We start from the raw sequence: 14,691 nt of genomic DNA, 5'->3' as shown, positions 1-14,691 counted from the left end.
ACGCCCGGTGGCCGGCACGGGCCGACGGCACGAAGTCCGGGGCGGTAAAAACCTGGGCCTAAGCGTGACATAGCGTGCCCTCCATGGATCAGGAGTACATGGCCGGGGACGGCGAAGGCGCAGGCAGACGGCGGTTTCTCGCCATCGCGACGGGCGCGGCCACGGCAGCCGGGCTCGGTACGGTGGCCGGCTGCGCGAGCGGCGACGCCGGCGGGGCGAACATGGCGGACGGGGCGGGGTCCGCCAAGAACCCGAAGCCGTCCGGGTCGCCGGGCAAGGACGGGCAACACGGCTTCGACGCCAAGGCCGAGAACGCCCGCCCCGGAAACGCCGACTGGCACGTGACCAAGGCCGGACCGGCGCGGGCCATCGAGGGGTTCGCGGACAAGGTCAGCGTGCTGCCCGGCGAGTCGTTCGGACTGCACGTGTCCACCACCGCGCCCCGGTTCACGGTCTCCGCCTACCGGATGGGCTGGTACGGCGGCGCCCGCGCCCGCCTGGTGTGGCGCTCCGAGGCGCTGCCCGGCGTGCGCCAGCCCGAGCACACCGTGGACTCCGGGACCCGGATGGTCCGCACCCGCTGGGCCCGCACCACCACCGTCGAGACCAAGGACTGGCCCGAGGGCTGCTACCTGCTGCGGCTGGACGCGCAGGGCGGCGAGGGCCAGCGGTTCGTGCCGGTGACCGTGCGCTCGGCGGCCACGGCAGGACGTACGGTCGTGGTCAACGCGGTGGCCACCTGGCAGGCGTACAACCGGTGGGGCGGCTACGGCAGCTACGACGGCCCCAGCGGCGGCTACGCCTCGCGCTCGCTCGCCGTGTCCTTCGACCGCCCCTACGAGTACGACGACGGCGCGGGCCTGTTCCTCGTGTACGAGGCGCCGCTGCTCGCGCTCGCCGAGCGGCTCGGCATACCCCTGGCCTACACGACGACCACCGATGTGGCCCGGGAGAAGCGCCTCCTGGAGGGTGCCTCGGCGGTGCTCTCGCTCGGCCACGACGAGTACTGGTCGCCCGAGCAGCGCGCCCACTTCACCGCCGCCCGCGATGCGGGGACGAACATCGCGATCCTGGGCGCGAACTGCTGCTTCCGCCGCATCCGGCTGGAGCCCTCCGACCTGGGGCCCGACCGTACGCTGGTCTGCTACAAGTCCTCCTATGACCAGGACCCCGGTTTCAAACGCGGCCATCCGGCCACCGTCGACTTCCGCTCGCCGCCGGCCGCGGACCCGGAGAGTTCGCTGCTGGGCGTGATCTACGACGGCTACCCGGTGGACGCCCCGTACGTCGTGACGAACCCGGGCCACTGGCTGTTCGAGGGCACCGGGGCGAAGGCGGGCGACCGTTTCGCGCACCTGGTCGGTGTGGAGTACGACAAGGTCAACACCGGTTTCCCGACGCCCCGTCCGATCGAGATCCTGGCCCACTCCCCCGTGGTCTGCGAGGGCCGGCCCAGCCATCAGGACACGGCGTACTACACGGTGCCGAGCGGCGCCGGGGTCTTCGCGACCGGGACGATGCGGTGGGTGGAGGCCCTCGACGCGACGGGCGACGGCCGCAGCGGCGCCAACCACGGCCTGGACGCACGGTCGGGGGCGCTGACCACCCGGGTGACGGAGAACCTGCTGCGGATCTTCGCCGCGGGCCCGGCCGGCCGCACCCACCCGGCACAGGACAACGTCAAGGCGGTTTACGGGGGTTCGTGATGGCGCGAATCCGGTGGACTCCACCCGGAAGGGCTGTTTAGGATCACGTCACGGCGTCGCGTGTCGGTCACCGACCGGGTGAGGCATGGAGGCGCCGTGACGTGCCTTTCGGAGGCATCCACACATGTCGGTACAGCTGAACCACACGATCATCCACTCCCGCGACAACCGGGAGTCCGCCGAGTTCCTGGCGCACATCCTCGGCCTCGAGGCCGGCGCGGAGTGGGGTCCGTTCATCCCCGTCGAAACCGCGAACGGCGTCACCCTGGACTTCGCGACCGTCCCGGCCGCGTCCATCAGCGTGCAGCACTACGCCTTCCTGATCTCGGAGGCGGAGTTCGACGCCTCGTTCGAGAAGATCCAGGCCGCCGGGATCCCGTACTACGCGGACCCGCACCGCAAGCACCCGGGCGAGATCAACCACAACGACGGCGGCCGCGGGGTCTACTTCCTGGACCCGAGCGGTCACGCGATGGAGATCATCACCCGCCCGTACGGCTACCAGCCGGACCCTGCCGAGTAGACCGAAGGCCGGTCTCCCCTTCGCCCCGGGCGCGGGCAGCGCCCGTCCTCGGCGTACTCCAGGGGCCCCGGACCTCGTCAGTTGCCCACTCGTGCTCCATCCGCCGGAAGGTAGACGATGTTGGCCGCGCCGGTGTCCGGGTGGATCGCGATGCGCGTCCGCACGCCATAGACCTCGCGCAGCAGTTCCTCCGTGAGGACCGCGTCCGGCGTCCCGGAGGCGGCCACCCGCCCGTCGCGGAGCACGTACAGCCAGTCGCAGAAGGCGGCGGCGAGGTTGAGGTCGTGCAGGACGATCAGCCCGGACGAGGGCGCGGGCACAGCGGCGCCCGGTGAGTACTACGTGGCGATGCTGCTGAACGGGACCTGGGCTACGAACTCGCTCACGTTCAAAGCGACGGGCGCCGGCATCACCGTGAACTGCGGCTTGGTCGCGCCGCGGCTGCGCTACTCGAACATGCTGTCCGGCCAGACGTCCCTGCCAGCCTCGCTCGACCTCACGCAGCGGACCACCACCCTCATCAACGCCGGTTGGGCCAGCCGGTGGTACGGGGTCTCCTGAACGACATCGCCCCCTCTCGCCTTCGGGCGGGAGGGGGCGATTTCGTGCGTCCGGGTCAGCTCTTCTCGCCGATGGCCGCCCGGAGCCAGTCGAGCGGGCCCTGACCAAGCAGTTCCTCGACAAGCCGCTGTCCGGTCTCGGTCGTCAGCCGGGACCGGCTGTTGTCGATCCACCGTTGTGCGGCCTCGTACCCCTGGGCTCGGTACTCGATGCCTTGGAGCATGCACTCCAGCTTGTCCGCGTCGCGCGCGCAGATGGCTTCCGCCGAGTCCTTCCCTTCGTACTCGGCGACCAGCTCTTGAATCGTGGCTGCCAGCAGCTCAGGCATCCCCGCCGTCTGGTCGGCGGTCACCGCCTCGGGGTCGGCACCGGTCGAGCTCACGCCTCGGCAAGGCGGATTGCGTATCGGATGCCTTCGAGTTCGGGACGGGCGCGCGTCGATGGCTCGGTGCTATCCAACAGCACGGGCAGGCGGTCGCGCAGGGAACGCCCGGCGGGTGACGTGCGCAGGAGTCCGGGGCGCGCGGCGAGCAGGGCCCAGAGGGTGTGGATGTTGAGGTCGAAGAACCCGCGGTCGGGGGCGAGTCCAGTGACGAGGTGCTGAAGCAGCTTGTGTCCATGCCAGGTGGGCGTGCCGGGGGTGGCAATGAAGTCGTCCGAGAGCTGGAGGTGGGTGCTTTCGCCGATCCAGTACGCCCAGTAGTTGAGGTTCGCGGCCTCGCCTGCGTCGTCATCGTCCAGGGTGGTGGTGATGAAGTTACAGGGCCTGGCGCCGGAGGAGGAAGTCTCCGCCCCGCGCCTCCTCGGCCGTGCGGCGCATCCGTCGGAAAAACCGGCGCCGGTCGTCCGGCGTCAGCTCGGGCCGCGCCGGGGCGGGACCTCGACGGGCCGGCAGGAGGCCATGGAAACGCGAGAGCCCCGCCGGGCTACCGGCAGGGCTCTTACCTTTTCCCAGTACAGAAGCCATTGGCTTCACGTACAGCGTTGCAGGGGCGGCAGGATTCGAACCTGCGGCCTTCGGTTTTGGAGACCGGCGCTCTGACCAGCTGAGCTACACCCCTTCGGTGAGACCAACCATGGCATGGCGCGGGCCGAAGATCCACCGAATTGGGGGGTCAACTCACGGGAATCTCGGCGCCGGTGTGCGCGCCGGCGGACCGCAGCCAGGCGATCAGGGGACCGTCTTCGCTGGTCAGAGCGATATCGAGGGGTGTCAGACCGCCGTGGCCGATCCAGTCGACGTCCGCGCCTTGAGACAGCAGGTATTGGGCCGTGGACAGCCGGCCTCCGTGACAGGCCCCCCAGAAGGCACTCGTGACGTCTTCCCGGGACACGCCGGCGGCGAGGAACTCCTCGACGCGTTCCAGGAGTCCGAGGGCCGCGGCGTCCTCGAGGCCGGGGCGGGCGCCGTGCTCGAGGAGGCGGCGCGCGGCGCGCCACTGGCCGAAGCCCGTCGCGTCGGCGAGCGGGGTGCCGCCGCCGAGGAGGGCGCCCGGGGCCTCGATGTCGGCGCCCACCGCGACGAGGGCGTCGACGGCGGCCACGTCGTCGTTGCTGGCGGCCCAGTGCAGCGGGGTCTCCGTGTGCGCCCCGACGAACCGGGCTCCGGGGTCCGCCCCGGCGGCGACGAGGGCGTGGATCACCTCCGTGGTCTGCGGGTAGTGGCCCGGCCAGTCGGTCGCGACGTGCAGCAGGCTGCGCTCCCCGGCGGCCGCGCCCCGCCGCACGATGCGGCAGGTCGCGAGTCCGGGGTGCGCGTCCAGGAGTCGCCGCAGCTCCGACAGGTCACCGGCGCGGATCGCGGCCGAGACGGAGACGGCGAGCGGGTCGCCGGATTCGAGGGAGAGCATGGGGTCAGGCTACGAGGGCCCGCGCCGCCAGGGCGGGTGGCGGGACCGCAGGACGCGGAGGATCGTGGGCAGGGTGATCCGTGGAACAGCAGGTTCCGCCCTGCCCCGACGCGGGCGGCCCGGCCCCGGGACACGGCGCGGGACACGGCCGCGGGCGCCCCTGGCCGCCATCGCCCTGCTGATCCCCGCCCTGCTGGGCGCGGCCGGCCCCTCCGGCGAGACCGTCCCGCTCTCCGGCAACGGCCCGGGCGAGCGGCTCGACGTCACATTGGGCCAGGTGGTGGATCCGGCGAGCCCCGCGCCCGGGGACTCCGAACGGCTGGTCTCCGTACAGTTCCACCTGGAGAACACCGGGACCGCCGTGTACAAGGACTCCCCGGCCCCCGCCGCGCACCTGCTGGACGCGTACGGGCAGCGGTACGCCGGCTTCAACGCCTCGACGGAGGCCGGTGCGGCCTTCCCCGACACCGTAACGCTCAGCCCCGGCGGCACGGCGCGCGGCTTCGTCACCTTCCGGCTGCCCGAGGACGCCCCGCTCGCCGCGGTGCAGTTCGCCCTCAACGGCGGCCTCTCCGACGACGTAGGCCAGTGGAGCCTGTCCTGATCCCTACGCCTGTCCTGATCCCTGCGTCCGGGTCCGCCCCGCCCACCCCACCCCCTTGACCCGCTCTGGTCCAGACCAATAGTTTCCGCATGCACAGCGCACGCACAGCACGGCTCAGGAGCACCACTCCCCCGCGTCCGTAAAGGAAGCCCATGCGCCGCAGCACGCTCGGCAGGCTGGCCGTCGCCGCCTGTTCCCTCTCCCTGCTCACCGCCTTCGCGCCCGCCTCCGCCGCCCACGGCGCCACCCCGTACAAAAGGGTCGGATACTTCACCCAATGGGGCGTCTACGGACGGGACTTCCAGGTACAGGACCTCGAGGCGAACGGCAGCGCCGGCAAGCTCACCCACGTCAACTACGCCTTCGGCAACATCGGCGCGGACGGCAAGTGCTTCACCGGCAACGTGCCCGGCGAGGCCGACGCCTGGGCCGACTACGTCCGCCCGCTCGACGCCGAGAACTCCGTGGACGGTGTCGCCGACGACGGGGATCAGCCCCTCGCCGGCAACTTCAACCAGCTGCGCGAGCTCAAGGCCAGGCACCCCGGCCTCAAGGTCCTGCTGTCGCTGGGCGGTTGGAGCTGGTCCACGCACTTCTCCGACGCCGCGCTCACCCCGGCGTCCCGCAAGGCCCTCGTGGCCTCCTGCATCGACCTCTACATCAAGGGGAATCTGCCGCAGGACGGCGCCCGCGGGGGCCCGGGCGCGGCCGCCGGCGTCTTCGACGGGATCGACCTCGACTGGGAGTGGCCCGGATCGGCCGGCGACACCGACACCACCCACCGGCCGGAGGACAAGCGCAACTTCGCCGAGCTGGTCAAGGAGTTCCGCACCCAGCTGGACGCGTACGCCCGCAGCCAGAAGAAGCGGACCACGTACGAGCTGACGGCCTTCGTCCCCACCGCCCCCGCCAAGATCGACGCGGGCTTCGACGTCCGCCGGATCATGCGCGACCTCGACTTCGTGACCCTCCAGGGCTACGACTTCCACGTCTCCGGCGAGAAGACGACGGCGCAGCAGTCCGCGCTGTACGCCCGGGACGACTTCAGCGTGGCCGGCACGGTCGAGGCCTGGGAGCGGCGCGGCGCGCCCGCGCGCAAGCTGGTGATGGGCATGCCGTTCTACGGACAGGGCTGGACCGGCGTCAGCGGCGGCGGAGACGGCATGGGCCAACCGGCCACGGGCCCGGCGCCGGCCACCTGGGCGGCCGGGTACGAGGACTACAAAGCGCTGAAGAAGCTCGCCGACGCGGGCACGTACCAGGTGTACCGCGACCGGCGCGGCGGCCACGCCTGGCTGTTCGACGGCAGCACGCTGTGGACGTACGACGACCCGCAGGTGCTGCGTACCAAGACCCGGTACATCCGCGAAGAGGGCCTGGGCGGCGCCATGTTCTGGTCCCTGGACGCCGACACCGCCGACGGCGAGCTGATGACGGCCGTCGACCAGGGCCTGCGCGGCCACTGAGGCCCCCGGGCGCACCCCCGACAGCGCCGCCGGGCCGTGGAACCGACCGGCTCGGCGGCGCGCAGGCTCTCGCCCAGCCCCAGCCCCAGCCCCAGCCCCACCCCCAGCCCCAGCCCCGGCCGAGCCCGTGGCCGGCCCGTACCCGGACGGACCGGCCGCCGGGGCCGGTTACCCTCACCGGATGACTTCTGACAAGATCAACGCCGCGGACGCGGGCACGTGGCGGCTCGGCGACCTGAGCGTCAACCGCATGGGATTCGGCGCGATGCGCCTCACCCATCTCGCGGACGGCTCCCCCAGCGACCGGGAGCGGGTCACCGGCGTACTGCGGCGCGCCGTCGGGCTGGGGGTCAACCACATCGACACCGCCGCTTTCTACTTCTCCCCGACCCGCTCGGCGAACGAGCTGATCAACCGCGCCCTCGCCCCGTACGGTGACGAACTCGTCATCACCACCAAGGTCGGGCCCGGCCGGGACCCGTCGGGGAACTGGTGGTGGGCCGAGCCCGGACAGCTGCGCGGGCAGGTCGAGGAGAATCTGCGCCAGTTGGGCCGGGACCACCTCGACGTGGTCAACCTGCGCCTGCCTCGCTCGGCCGCCGAAAAGCCGCTCGCCGAGCACTTCGGGGTCCTCGCCGACCTGCGTACGGCCGGGCTCATCCGGCACCTCGGAGTCTCCAACGTCGCCGCCCACCACCTCGCCGAGGCCCAGGCCATCGCGCCGGTGGTGTGCGTGCAGAACGCGTACGGGATCGGGGCCCCGGCCGAGGAGAACGCCCTCCTGGACGCCTGCGGGGAACAGGGCATCGCTTTCGTGCCGTTCTTCGCCATCGCGGGCGCCGGCCGGGAGGCCGGCGCCGTCGCGGCCGAGGACGAGCGGGTACGGCGAGTCGCCGGGGCTCACGGGGTTTCGCCGGCCCAGCTGCGCCTGGCGTGGACGCTGAACCGCGGCCCCCACGTGCTGGCGATCCCCGGCACCGGGAACCCGGAGCACCTCGTCGAGAACATCGCCGCGGGTGCGGTGCGCCTGTCGGCGGCGGAGATCGCCCTGCTCGAAGCCGTGTGACGGCGTAGCCTCCCGACGCGACGGCCGCGGTCAGCGGCGTACGGCGGCCAGGGCGGCCGTCTCGGCGAAGGCGGGGATCCCCCCGGTGCCCCCGCGCCCGGACACCGAGAGGGAGGCGGCCGCCAGCCCGTACGCGACGGCGTCCGCGAGGGTGTCGCCGAGCGCGAGCCGTGCGGTGGTGGTGCCGGTGAAGCAGTCCCCGGCGCCGGTCGCGTCGACCGGGCGGGGGTTGACGGGCACGGGGTGGTACGCCGCCGCCGCGCCGTCGTCGAGCAACAGCCGGTCGGCGCCCGCGGTGACGGCGACGGTACGGGCGCCGAGCGCGCGGTAGCGGGCGGCGGCGGTGGCCGGATCGCAGGTGTCGACCAGGGCCAGCGCGTCGGCCGGGCAGGAGGACTTGAGCAGCCCGGTCAGCGGCGCGATCCGGGCCAGCAGCTCCCGGGCCTCGCTCCGACCGGTGAGCCGGGGGCGGAAGTTCGGGTCGTACGAGAGGTGGCCGCCGCACTCGTGCACCAGCCGGGCGGCGGCCAGCACCGCGTCACGACTGCTCGGGGACAGGGCGCCCGCGATACCGCTGGTGATGAGCGCCCCGGAGCGGGCGAGCAGCTCGCGCCAGGACTCGATGTGCTCCACGCTGAGCGTGGAACCGGCACTGCGGGCGCGCCAGTACACGAACTCCCGGTCGCCCTCGGTGTCGGCGCAGAGCAGGTAGGCGCCGTTGGGGTACGGGGCGCGGCGTACGTGGGAGACGTCCACGCCGAGCTCGGCGGCGCGGGCCAGCAGCGGGACGCTGAGCTCGTCGTCGCCGACGACCGCGAGCAGCGCGGTGCGGGCCCCGGCGGCTGCCGCGGCGGCGGCGGCGTTGAGGGCGTCGCCGGAATAGGAGATGCGGGCGGGGGTGCCGTCGGCGGCGTCCCGCAGGGTGGTGTCGGCGTGGATCTCCACGAGGACCTCGCCGAGCACGAGGACGTCGTACATGGCGGGCACGGTCGCGGTCACGGGCAGGGGCCCGGCCGCGGTCACGGTCGCGGCCCCCGGTCCGCACAGGCACCGAGCCCGCAGCAGGGCAGGGCCAGTTCGGCGAACACGGCGGCCAGTTCGGCGGGATCGGCCGGCAGGCCGCTGCCGATGCCGACGGCGGCCGCCCCGGCGGCGAGCCAGTCACCGACCTCGCCGGGCGCGATGCCGCCGGTCGGGATGATCAGGGCGTCGGGGAGGACCGCCTTGAGGGAGCGGACGAAGCGCGGGCCGCCGACGTGGGCGGGGAAGACCTTGGCGGCCCCGGCGGACCGCGCGGCGGAGGCGATCTCGCCGGGGGTGAAGCCGCCTTCGACGAAGACGGCTCCGCGCTCCGCGGCGACTTCGCGGACCTCGGGGGCCGGGTAGGGGGAGACGAGGAAGGCGGCGCCGGCGTCGAGCGCGGTGTGCGCGTGTCCGGCGGTGGTCACGGTGCCGACGCCGATCAGGGCGGGGCGGCCGTGTGCGTCGGCGAGCGGAGCGGTGCGGGCGACGGCCTCGGCCCAGCCGGGCGTGGAGGTGGTGAGCTCGACGGCGCGGCAGCCGGCCGCGAGCAGGGCCGTGGTCCGGCGGACGGCCTCGTCCGCGTCGGCGTCGCGCAGCACGGGGAGCAGGCGCTGGGCGGCCATGACCGCGTACGGATGGCAAGGCGATGCGGACGACGACACAGGTGATGCGGAAGACACGGCAGCCCCCTCCATTTGTTCCACGTAGTGGAACTTGGTATCGTGTACCGGAACGATCTGGTCTAGACCCTACACAGGCTGGGAGACCCCGTGTCAACGGAAGAAGCCGCCGACGGCGCACGCGGGGGCCGGACCTCGGCGGCCGGCTCCGCGCTGGAGAAGTCCCTGCGGATCCTGGAGGCGGTGGCCGCGCCCGGGGGCCCGCACCGGCTCACCGATGTGACGGCGGCCGCCGCGGTGCCGAAGTCGAGCACGTTCCGGATCCTGGCCTCGTTGGTCGAGCAGGGCTTCGTACGTCCCGAGGGCGACGGCCGGTACGGGGTCGGACCCCGGCTCCGCGCACTGTCCGCCCTGGTCAGCGGCGGGGAGCCGGAGAGCATCGAGGGGATCTTGTGCGAGCTCCGGGAGGCCACCGGCCAGGCCGTGCACCTCGCCGTGCACAGCGGGGAGAGCATCACCTACATCCGGAAGCTGGAGAGCGCGCAGCCCTTCCGGACGGCTTCCCGGGTCGGCATGCGGATGCCCCTGCACACGACGGCCATCGGCAAGAGCATCCTGGCCCACCTGCCGGCCGCGGAAGCGGCGGAGCTGATCGCCGCCACCGGACTGCCGCGCCGGACGCCGAACACGCTCACCACCCCGCAGGCGCTGCACGCCGAGCTGGCGGCCGTACGGGACCGGGGGTTCGCGCTCGACGACGAGGAGAACGAACCCACGATCCGCTGCGTCGGCGCCGCGATCCTGGGCCCGACGGGCCGCCCGCTCGGCGGCGTCAGCGTCACCACGGTCACCTTCCTGGTCTCCCGCGAGGAGATCGAGTCCTACGTCCCGGCCCTGCACGCGGCGACCCGGGCCCTGGCCCCGCTGCTCTAGTACCCGGCCGCCGGTCCGCCGGCCAGGAGTTCGCGGGCGGTCCGCAGGTGTCGGTGGCCCGGCTCCAGGACGGGCTCGGCCTGTGCCAGGACGGCGGTCAACAGTGCCCCCGCCTCGGCCGGGCGGCCTTGGGCGATCAGGGCCCGGGCCCACTCCAGCCGGGAGTGGATCACGTGCGGGTGGCCCTCGCCGAGCACCCGGGCCCGGTCGGCGGCGAGTGCGCCCCAGGCCTCGGCCGCCTCGGCGGTGGTCCCGGCGCGGGCGGCCAGTGCCGCCAGGCTGCCCCGGATGGCCAGGGTGTGCGGGTCGTCGGGGCCGATGCGCTCCTCGGCCTCGGCCAGCAGCTCCTCCAACGCCCTCTCGGTCTCGGCCGGTTCGCCCGGGCGGAACCAGATCAGGCTGCGTCGGGTGGCCAGTACCTGCGGGTGCCCGGCGCCCTGGACGCGCAGCCGGTCGGCCAGCAGCGCCTCCAACTGCCGGGCCGCCGTGCGGGGGTCGCCCGCCTCGCCGGTGAAGTAGGCCAGCTGGTGCCGGGTCGCCAGCGTGTCCGGATGGTCGGGACCCAGCACCTCCCCGGTGTCCGCAGCCAGGGCCGCGAATTTGGCCGCCGCGGCCCGGGGGTCGCCGGCCTCCCCGGTGAAGAAGGCCAGTTGGTGCCGGGCGGCCAGGGTGTCCGGGTGCCGGGGGCCGAGCCGGTCCGTGCGCCGCCGGACGATTCCGGCAAGGTCCGCGGCGGCCCGGCGCGGCTGCCCCGAGTCCCCGATCGCGGTGGCCAGTGGCAGCTCGGCGCCGGGGACTGCGCCGCGCCGGGCGAAAGCGAGTGCTTCGACGGCCCGGGCGAGGCGCCCCTCCTGGTGGGCGACCAGGCCCATGTCGTAGGCGTCCGCGGGCTCCACCCGGGCCAGCAGACCCCGCCACAGATGGTCGGGAACCGCGCCCTGGCCCGGCGCGTTCAGCAGGTAGTCGAAGGCCGTGAAGCCGGCCCCGTAGTTGCCGACGAGCAGCCCGCTCGTGGCGTAGGCGGCCGCGCAGGCCCACTCCATCGCCGCGGCGAAGGGCTCCGGCTGGAGGTCACCGCCGCCGCGCGCCGCCAGGTAGGGGGCGTGCAGTTCGCGCAGCCACTCCCGGGTGACGGGGCGGCGCAGCCCCGCCCGGCGGCAGTCCACCGCCGCCGTCACCACGGCGGCGCCGCGCGGATTGGCTCCGGGCGCCCAGGCGTTGTCCCAGGAGGCCAGCAGCTCCGGCCCGGCGGCCAGCACCTCCGCGACCCCGAACCGCTCCCCGGCGCGCAGCGCGGCCCCGATCCGCGGGTCGCCCCGGTGGGCGGCGGCCCGGTCGCGCTCGCGCGGGGACCAGTGCCGGGGCAGCCGGATGACGGCGGCGTGCTGGAGCAGGTCCCGCTGGGCCCGCCAGGCGTCCCGGTCGGAGCCGGTGAGACGGCTCTCCTCGCGGGCGTCGTAGCGGCGGTATTCCTGGACCCGCATCGTCGCGATCACCACCGCCCGGTGAAGCGAGGCCAGTTGGGCTGCGGTGAGCCCGCCCGCGCCGAGGTGGTCCTCCAGGTCGTCGAGCCACAGCACGGCGCGGCGCCGCCGCGCGGCGATCCGTACCGCCTCGGGCAGCGCGGCGCGGGACATCGGCCGGACGAAGGCGTGGCGGGGGTAGCGGGTGCGGGCCACCTCGTAGGCGAGCCGGGTCTTGCCGGCCGTGGACTCCCCGACCACGAGCACGAAGCGGGCCCGGTCCAGGGCCTCGCGCAGCCGCGGTTCGGCGTCGCGCTCGATGTACGCGGGCGGCGGGTGCCCGGGGCCTTCGGCCGGGTGGGCACCGGCCAGTTCGGGCCGGTCCACGCTCCGCAGCCGCGGAATCCGCCCGGCCGCGGTGCGCAGCACCTCTCCCGGGGCGGCGCCGTCCGGCTCCGCGGGGCTCATCCGTTCCGCGACGAGTCCGGAGAGGGTGGTCACCGCCGCGCCGATCCCGGCGGCCCAGGCCCCCGAGGTCCACACGGCCGCGAGCGCCACCGCGCCCGCGCCCAGCCCGACCGCACCGAGGTAGCCGATCCAGGCCCTGGCCCGGCCGGAACCCCGTAATGGCAATGCCGACATGCCGCCCCCCACCCGCCCCGTGGTCCTCCCCATTGTGACCCCGGCCGCCCGTTCGGACACCCCAACGGAGAGCGGCGGTCTCCCAGTTCCCCGCAGCCGTCGCCTCCTCGTCGCCGGTCGAGCCGCGGTTCGACCGCCGCGGCCGGGACCGGCCGGCGGAGCGGGCGGTGTGACAGGCGGAGCGGGCGGTCATGGGGGCCGGCGGAGCAGGCGGTGACGGGCGGTGGCGGGCACCGGGCTGGGGGATGCGATGCTGGCTGCCCTGCGGCGGCTCGCCCGGATGGACGCCTCGGCACGGGGCTTCACCCTGGCGGCCGATCCCGCGCAGGAGCGTCCCTCTCACGGCCACCCGCCGCAGGCCGGGAACTCGTTTTGCGGATAAGTGTTATCGGGGCCCCTCTCGACGGTCTCCCAGGTATTGGGCACCATCGACCGCCGGCACGGACAGGGAACATCACATGACTACTGAGCACACGGCAGCGCTGGTCGCCGCGGCCCGCGCGGGCGATCCCCGTGCGCAGGACGAACTGGTCGGCACCTATCTGCCGCTCGTCTACAACATCGTGGGGCGGGCCCTGAACGGGTCCTGCGACGTGGACGACGTGGTGCAGGACACGATGCTGCGGGCGCTCGACGGCCTGGGCGGCCTGCGCGCGGACGAGAGCTTCCGGTCCTGGCTGGTGGCGATCACGATGAACCGGGTACGGGCGCACTGGCAGGCCCGGCAGAGCGCCCCCGGCGAGAGCGGCCTGGAGGCCGCGTGGGAGCTCGCCGACCCGGGCGCCGACTTCGTGGACCTGACCGTCACACGGCTCCAGCTGGAGGGGCAGCGGCGCGAGACGGCGCGGGCCACGCGCTGGCTGGAGCCGGACGACCGGGCGCTGCTGTCGCTGTGGTGGCTGGAGTGCGCCGGTGAGCTGACCCGGGCGGAGATGGCGGCGGCGCTGGAGCTGTCCCCGCAGCACACGGCGGTACGGGTGCAGCGGATGAAGGCGCAGCTGGAGGCGGCCCGGGTGGTGGAGCGGGCGCTCGACACGCAGCCGCCCTGCGAGGGGCTGCGGACGGTGGCGGCGAGCTGGGACGGCCTGCCTTCCGCACTGTGGCGCAAGCGAATAGCCCGGCACGCCCGGGAGTGCGTACGGTGCTCCGGGCTGTGGGGCGGTCTGATGCCGGCCGAGGGGCTGCTGGCCGGGCTGGCGCTGGTGCCGGTCTCGGTGGCCCTGCTGGCGGGCGTACGCTCCGCCGCGGCGGCCGGCTTCGACCTCGCGGGCGCCGGCTTCGACCTCGCGGGCGCGGGCTTCGCCGACGGCGCTGCCGGCGGGGGCCCCGCCGATGCGCCGACGCAGCTCACCCCGGTCCAGAGCTCGGCCGAGAGCCCCGCCGGCGGCCGCGGCGCGCAGCGCAGGCGGCGCAGGTACCGGCGCCGGGTGATCGGCGGCGCGGTGCTCGCCGCTTGCGTCGCGGGCGGCGGTCTGGTGTACCTCGGCACCCTGCCCGGCAGTGGCGACTCCGAGGCGGGCGGCGCGCCCGCGGCCCCGCTGGCGGCGCTGTCGACCACGGGCGGCGCCGGGCTCCCCTCCGAGTCGGCTTCCGCGTCCCCGTCCGCGACTCCGTCCCCGTCGGCCTCCGCCTCGCCGAGCCCGTCGGCCGCGAGTCCGAGCCCCACTGCGACGCCGACCCCGTCGCAGACCCGCTCGACCCCGCCGCCCAGCCGCGCCCCCGCCCCGGCCCCCGCGCCGCAGGGCGGCACCGCGGCCCAGGTCGTGGCACTGGTCAACTCCGAACGGGCGGCGGCCGGCTGTGGTCCGCTCAAGGAGGACTCGCAGCTGCGTGCAGCCGCCCAGGGGCACTCCGACGACATGGCCAAGCGGAGCTTCTTCTCGCACACCAACCCCGACGGCGCCGACCCGGGGCAGCGGACGACGGCCGCCGGGTACCGCTGGTCGACGTACGGGGAGAACATCGCGCAGGGCCAGCAGACTCCCCAGCAGGTCATGGACGCCTGGATGAAGAGCCCGGGGCACCGCGCGAACATCCTCAACTGCTCGTTCAAGGACATCGGCGTCGGCATCCACCAGGGCGCGGGCGGCCCGTGGTGGACGCAGAACTTCGGGGCCCGCCAGTGACCCGCCGGTAACCTGACGGCAGCGCGTCACCGACGGTCTGCCCCGCCGCCTGCGCCCGGTGGCGCACCCCGCCTCCCGCCCCTGCTTCAAAACCGGGGCAAGATAGGT

General features: G+C 74.2%; 12 protein-coding genes, 1 tRNA gene and 3 pseudogenes. 8 read left to right on the top strand and 8 right to left on the bottom strand.

Annotated elements, in window-relative coordinates:
• Window positions 1-83: 83 nt before the first annotated feature.
• Window positions 84-1,706 (top strand): N,N-dimethylformamidase beta subunit family domain-containing protein, encoded by a 1,623-nt coding sequence (locus ACFWBF_RS02710; RefSeq protein ID WP_385594047.1) that lies wholly within the window; start codon window positions 84-86, stop codon window positions 1,704-1,706.
• A 124-nt stretch (window positions 1,707-1,830) separates the two neighbouring features.
• Window positions 1,831-2,229: a VOC family protein gene (locus tag ACFWBF_RS02705; protein ID WP_385594044.1), complete on the top strand. Its 399-nt coding sequence runs from the start codon at window positions 1,831-1,833 to the stop codon at window positions 2,227-2,229.
• A gap of 77 nt (window positions 2,230-2,306) precedes the next feature.
• On the opposite strand, the pseudogene ACFWBF_RS02700 reads toward ACFWBF_RS02705, so the two are convergent.
• A pseudogene (locus ACFWBF_RS02700) lies at window positions 2,307-2,540 on the bottom strand (histidinol phosphatase); the annotation flags it as partial.
• A 37-nt stretch (window positions 2,541-2,577) separates the two neighbouring features.
• Here ACFWBF_RS02700 and ACFWBF_RS02695 point away from each other — a divergent pair.
• Complete coding sequence (locus ACFWBF_RS02695) at window positions 2,578-2,790, top strand: hypothetical protein (protein ID WP_385594041.1); 213 nt, start codon at window positions 2,578-2,580, stop codon at window positions 2,788-2,790.
• 55 nt (window positions 2,791-2,845) lie between these two features.
• Here ACFWBF_RS02695 and ACFWBF_RS02690 read toward each other — a convergent pair.
• The 4 genes and pseudogenes from ACFWBF_RS02690 to ACFWBF_RS02675 form a co-directional block, all read right to left on the bottom strand.
• Window positions 2,846-3,154 (bottom strand): annotated as a pseudogene (locus ACFWBF_RS02690) (HD domain-containing protein); the annotation flags it as partial.
• 14 nt (window positions 3,155-3,168) lie between these two features.
• Window positions 3,169-3,676 (bottom strand): annotated as a pseudogene (locus tag ACFWBF_RS02685) (transcriptional regulator); the annotation flags it as partial.
• Window positions 3,677-3,777: 101 nt separating this feature from the next.
• Window positions 3,778-3,851 (bottom strand) — tRNA-Trp (locus ACFWBF_RS02680).
• 54 nt (window positions 3,852-3,905) lie between these two features.
• Window positions 3,906-4,640: an ankyrin repeat domain-containing protein gene (locus ACFWBF_RS02675; protein WP_385594038.1), complete on the bottom strand. Its 735-nt coding sequence runs from the start codon at window positions 4,638-4,640 to the stop codon at window positions 3,906-3,908.
• A gap of 73 nt (window positions 4,641-4,713) precedes the next feature.
• On the opposite strand from ACFWBF_RS02675, the gene ACFWBF_RS02670 reads away from it, so the two are divergent.
• The 3 genes from ACFWBF_RS02670 (at window position 4,714) to ACFWBF_RS02660 (ending at window position 7,776) form a co-directional block, all read left to right on the top strand.
• Complete coding sequence (locus ACFWBF_RS02670; RefSeq protein ID WP_385594035.1) at window positions 4,714-5,244, top strand: hypothetical protein; 531 nt, start codon at window positions 4,714-4,716, stop codon at window positions 5,242-5,244.
• A gap of 152 nt (window positions 5,245-5,396) precedes the next feature.
• Window positions 5,397-6,710: a glycoside hydrolase family 18 protein gene (locus ACFWBF_RS02665; RefSeq protein ID WP_385594033.1), complete on the top strand. Its 1,314-nt coding sequence runs from the start codon at window positions 5,397-5,399 to the stop codon at window positions 6,708-6,710.
• Between the two features lie 181 nt (window positions 6,711-6,891).
• Window positions 6,892-7,776 (top strand): aldo/keto reductase, encoded by an 885-nt coding sequence (locus ACFWBF_RS02660; protein ID WP_385594029.1) that lies wholly within the window; start codon window positions 6,892-6,894, stop codon window positions 7,774-7,776.
• A gap of 30 nt (window positions 7,777-7,806) precedes the next feature.
• Here the strand turns inward: ACFWBF_RS02660 and ACFWBF_RS02655 are convergent, their stop codons facing one another.
• Together ACFWBF_RS02655 and ACFWBF_RS02650 are read right to left on the bottom strand one after the other, a co-directional pair.
• On the bottom strand, window positions 7,807-8,799 hold the full coding sequence (locus ACFWBF_RS02655; RefSeq protein ID WP_385594026.1) for a PfkB family carbohydrate kinase: 993 nt from the start codon (window positions 8,797-8,799) through the stop codon (window positions 7,807-7,809).
• On the bottom strand, window positions 8,796-9,422 hold the full coding sequence (locus ACFWBF_RS02650; RefSeq protein ID WP_385594023.1) for a bifunctional 4-hydroxy-2-oxoglutarate aldolase/2-dehydro-3-deoxy-phosphogluconate aldolase: 627 nt from the start codon (window positions 9,420-9,422) through the stop codon (window positions 8,796-8,798). The genes ACFWBF_RS02655 and ACFWBF_RS02650 overlap by 4 nt, the downstream gene beginning before the upstream one ends.
• 147 nt (window positions 9,423-9,569) lie before the next feature.
• Here ACFWBF_RS02650 and ACFWBF_RS02645 point away from each other — a divergent pair, with 147 nt between their 5' ends.
• Window positions 9,570-10,352 carry an IclR family transcriptional regulator gene (locus ACFWBF_RS02645; RefSeq protein WP_385594021.1) on the top strand — a complete coding sequence of 261 codons (783 nt, stop codon included), beginning with the start codon at window positions 9,570-9,572 and terminating at the stop codon, window positions 10,350-10,352.
• Here the strand turns inward: ACFWBF_RS02645 and ACFWBF_RS02640 are convergent.
• A complete protein-coding gene (locus ACFWBF_RS02640) occupies window positions 10,349-12,457 on the bottom strand; it encodes a tetratricopeptide repeat protein (protein WP_385594018.1) in 2,109 nt (702 codons plus the stop codon). The genes ACFWBF_RS02645 and ACFWBF_RS02640 overlap by 4 nt on opposite strands.
• Before the next feature lie 458 nt (window positions 12,458-12,915).
• Between ACFWBF_RS02640 and ACFWBF_RS02635 the strand changes: the two genes are divergently transcribed.
• Window positions 12,916-14,583 (top strand): sigma-70 family RNA polymerase sigma factor, encoded by a 1,668-nt coding sequence (locus tag ACFWBF_RS02635; RefSeq protein WP_385594015.1) that lies wholly within the window; start codon window positions 12,916-12,918, stop codon window positions 14,581-14,583.
• Window positions 14,584-14,691: the final 108 nt, after the last annotated feature.

Source organism: Streptomyces sp. NPDC060028, from assembly GCF_042736725.1.
Taxonomy (GTDB): Bacteria; Actinomycetota; Actinomycetes; order Streptomycetales; family Streptomycetaceae; genus Streptomyces.
Note: the sequence above shows the minus strand (reverse complement) of the source record. Positions and strands in the feature narration are given on the sequence as shown.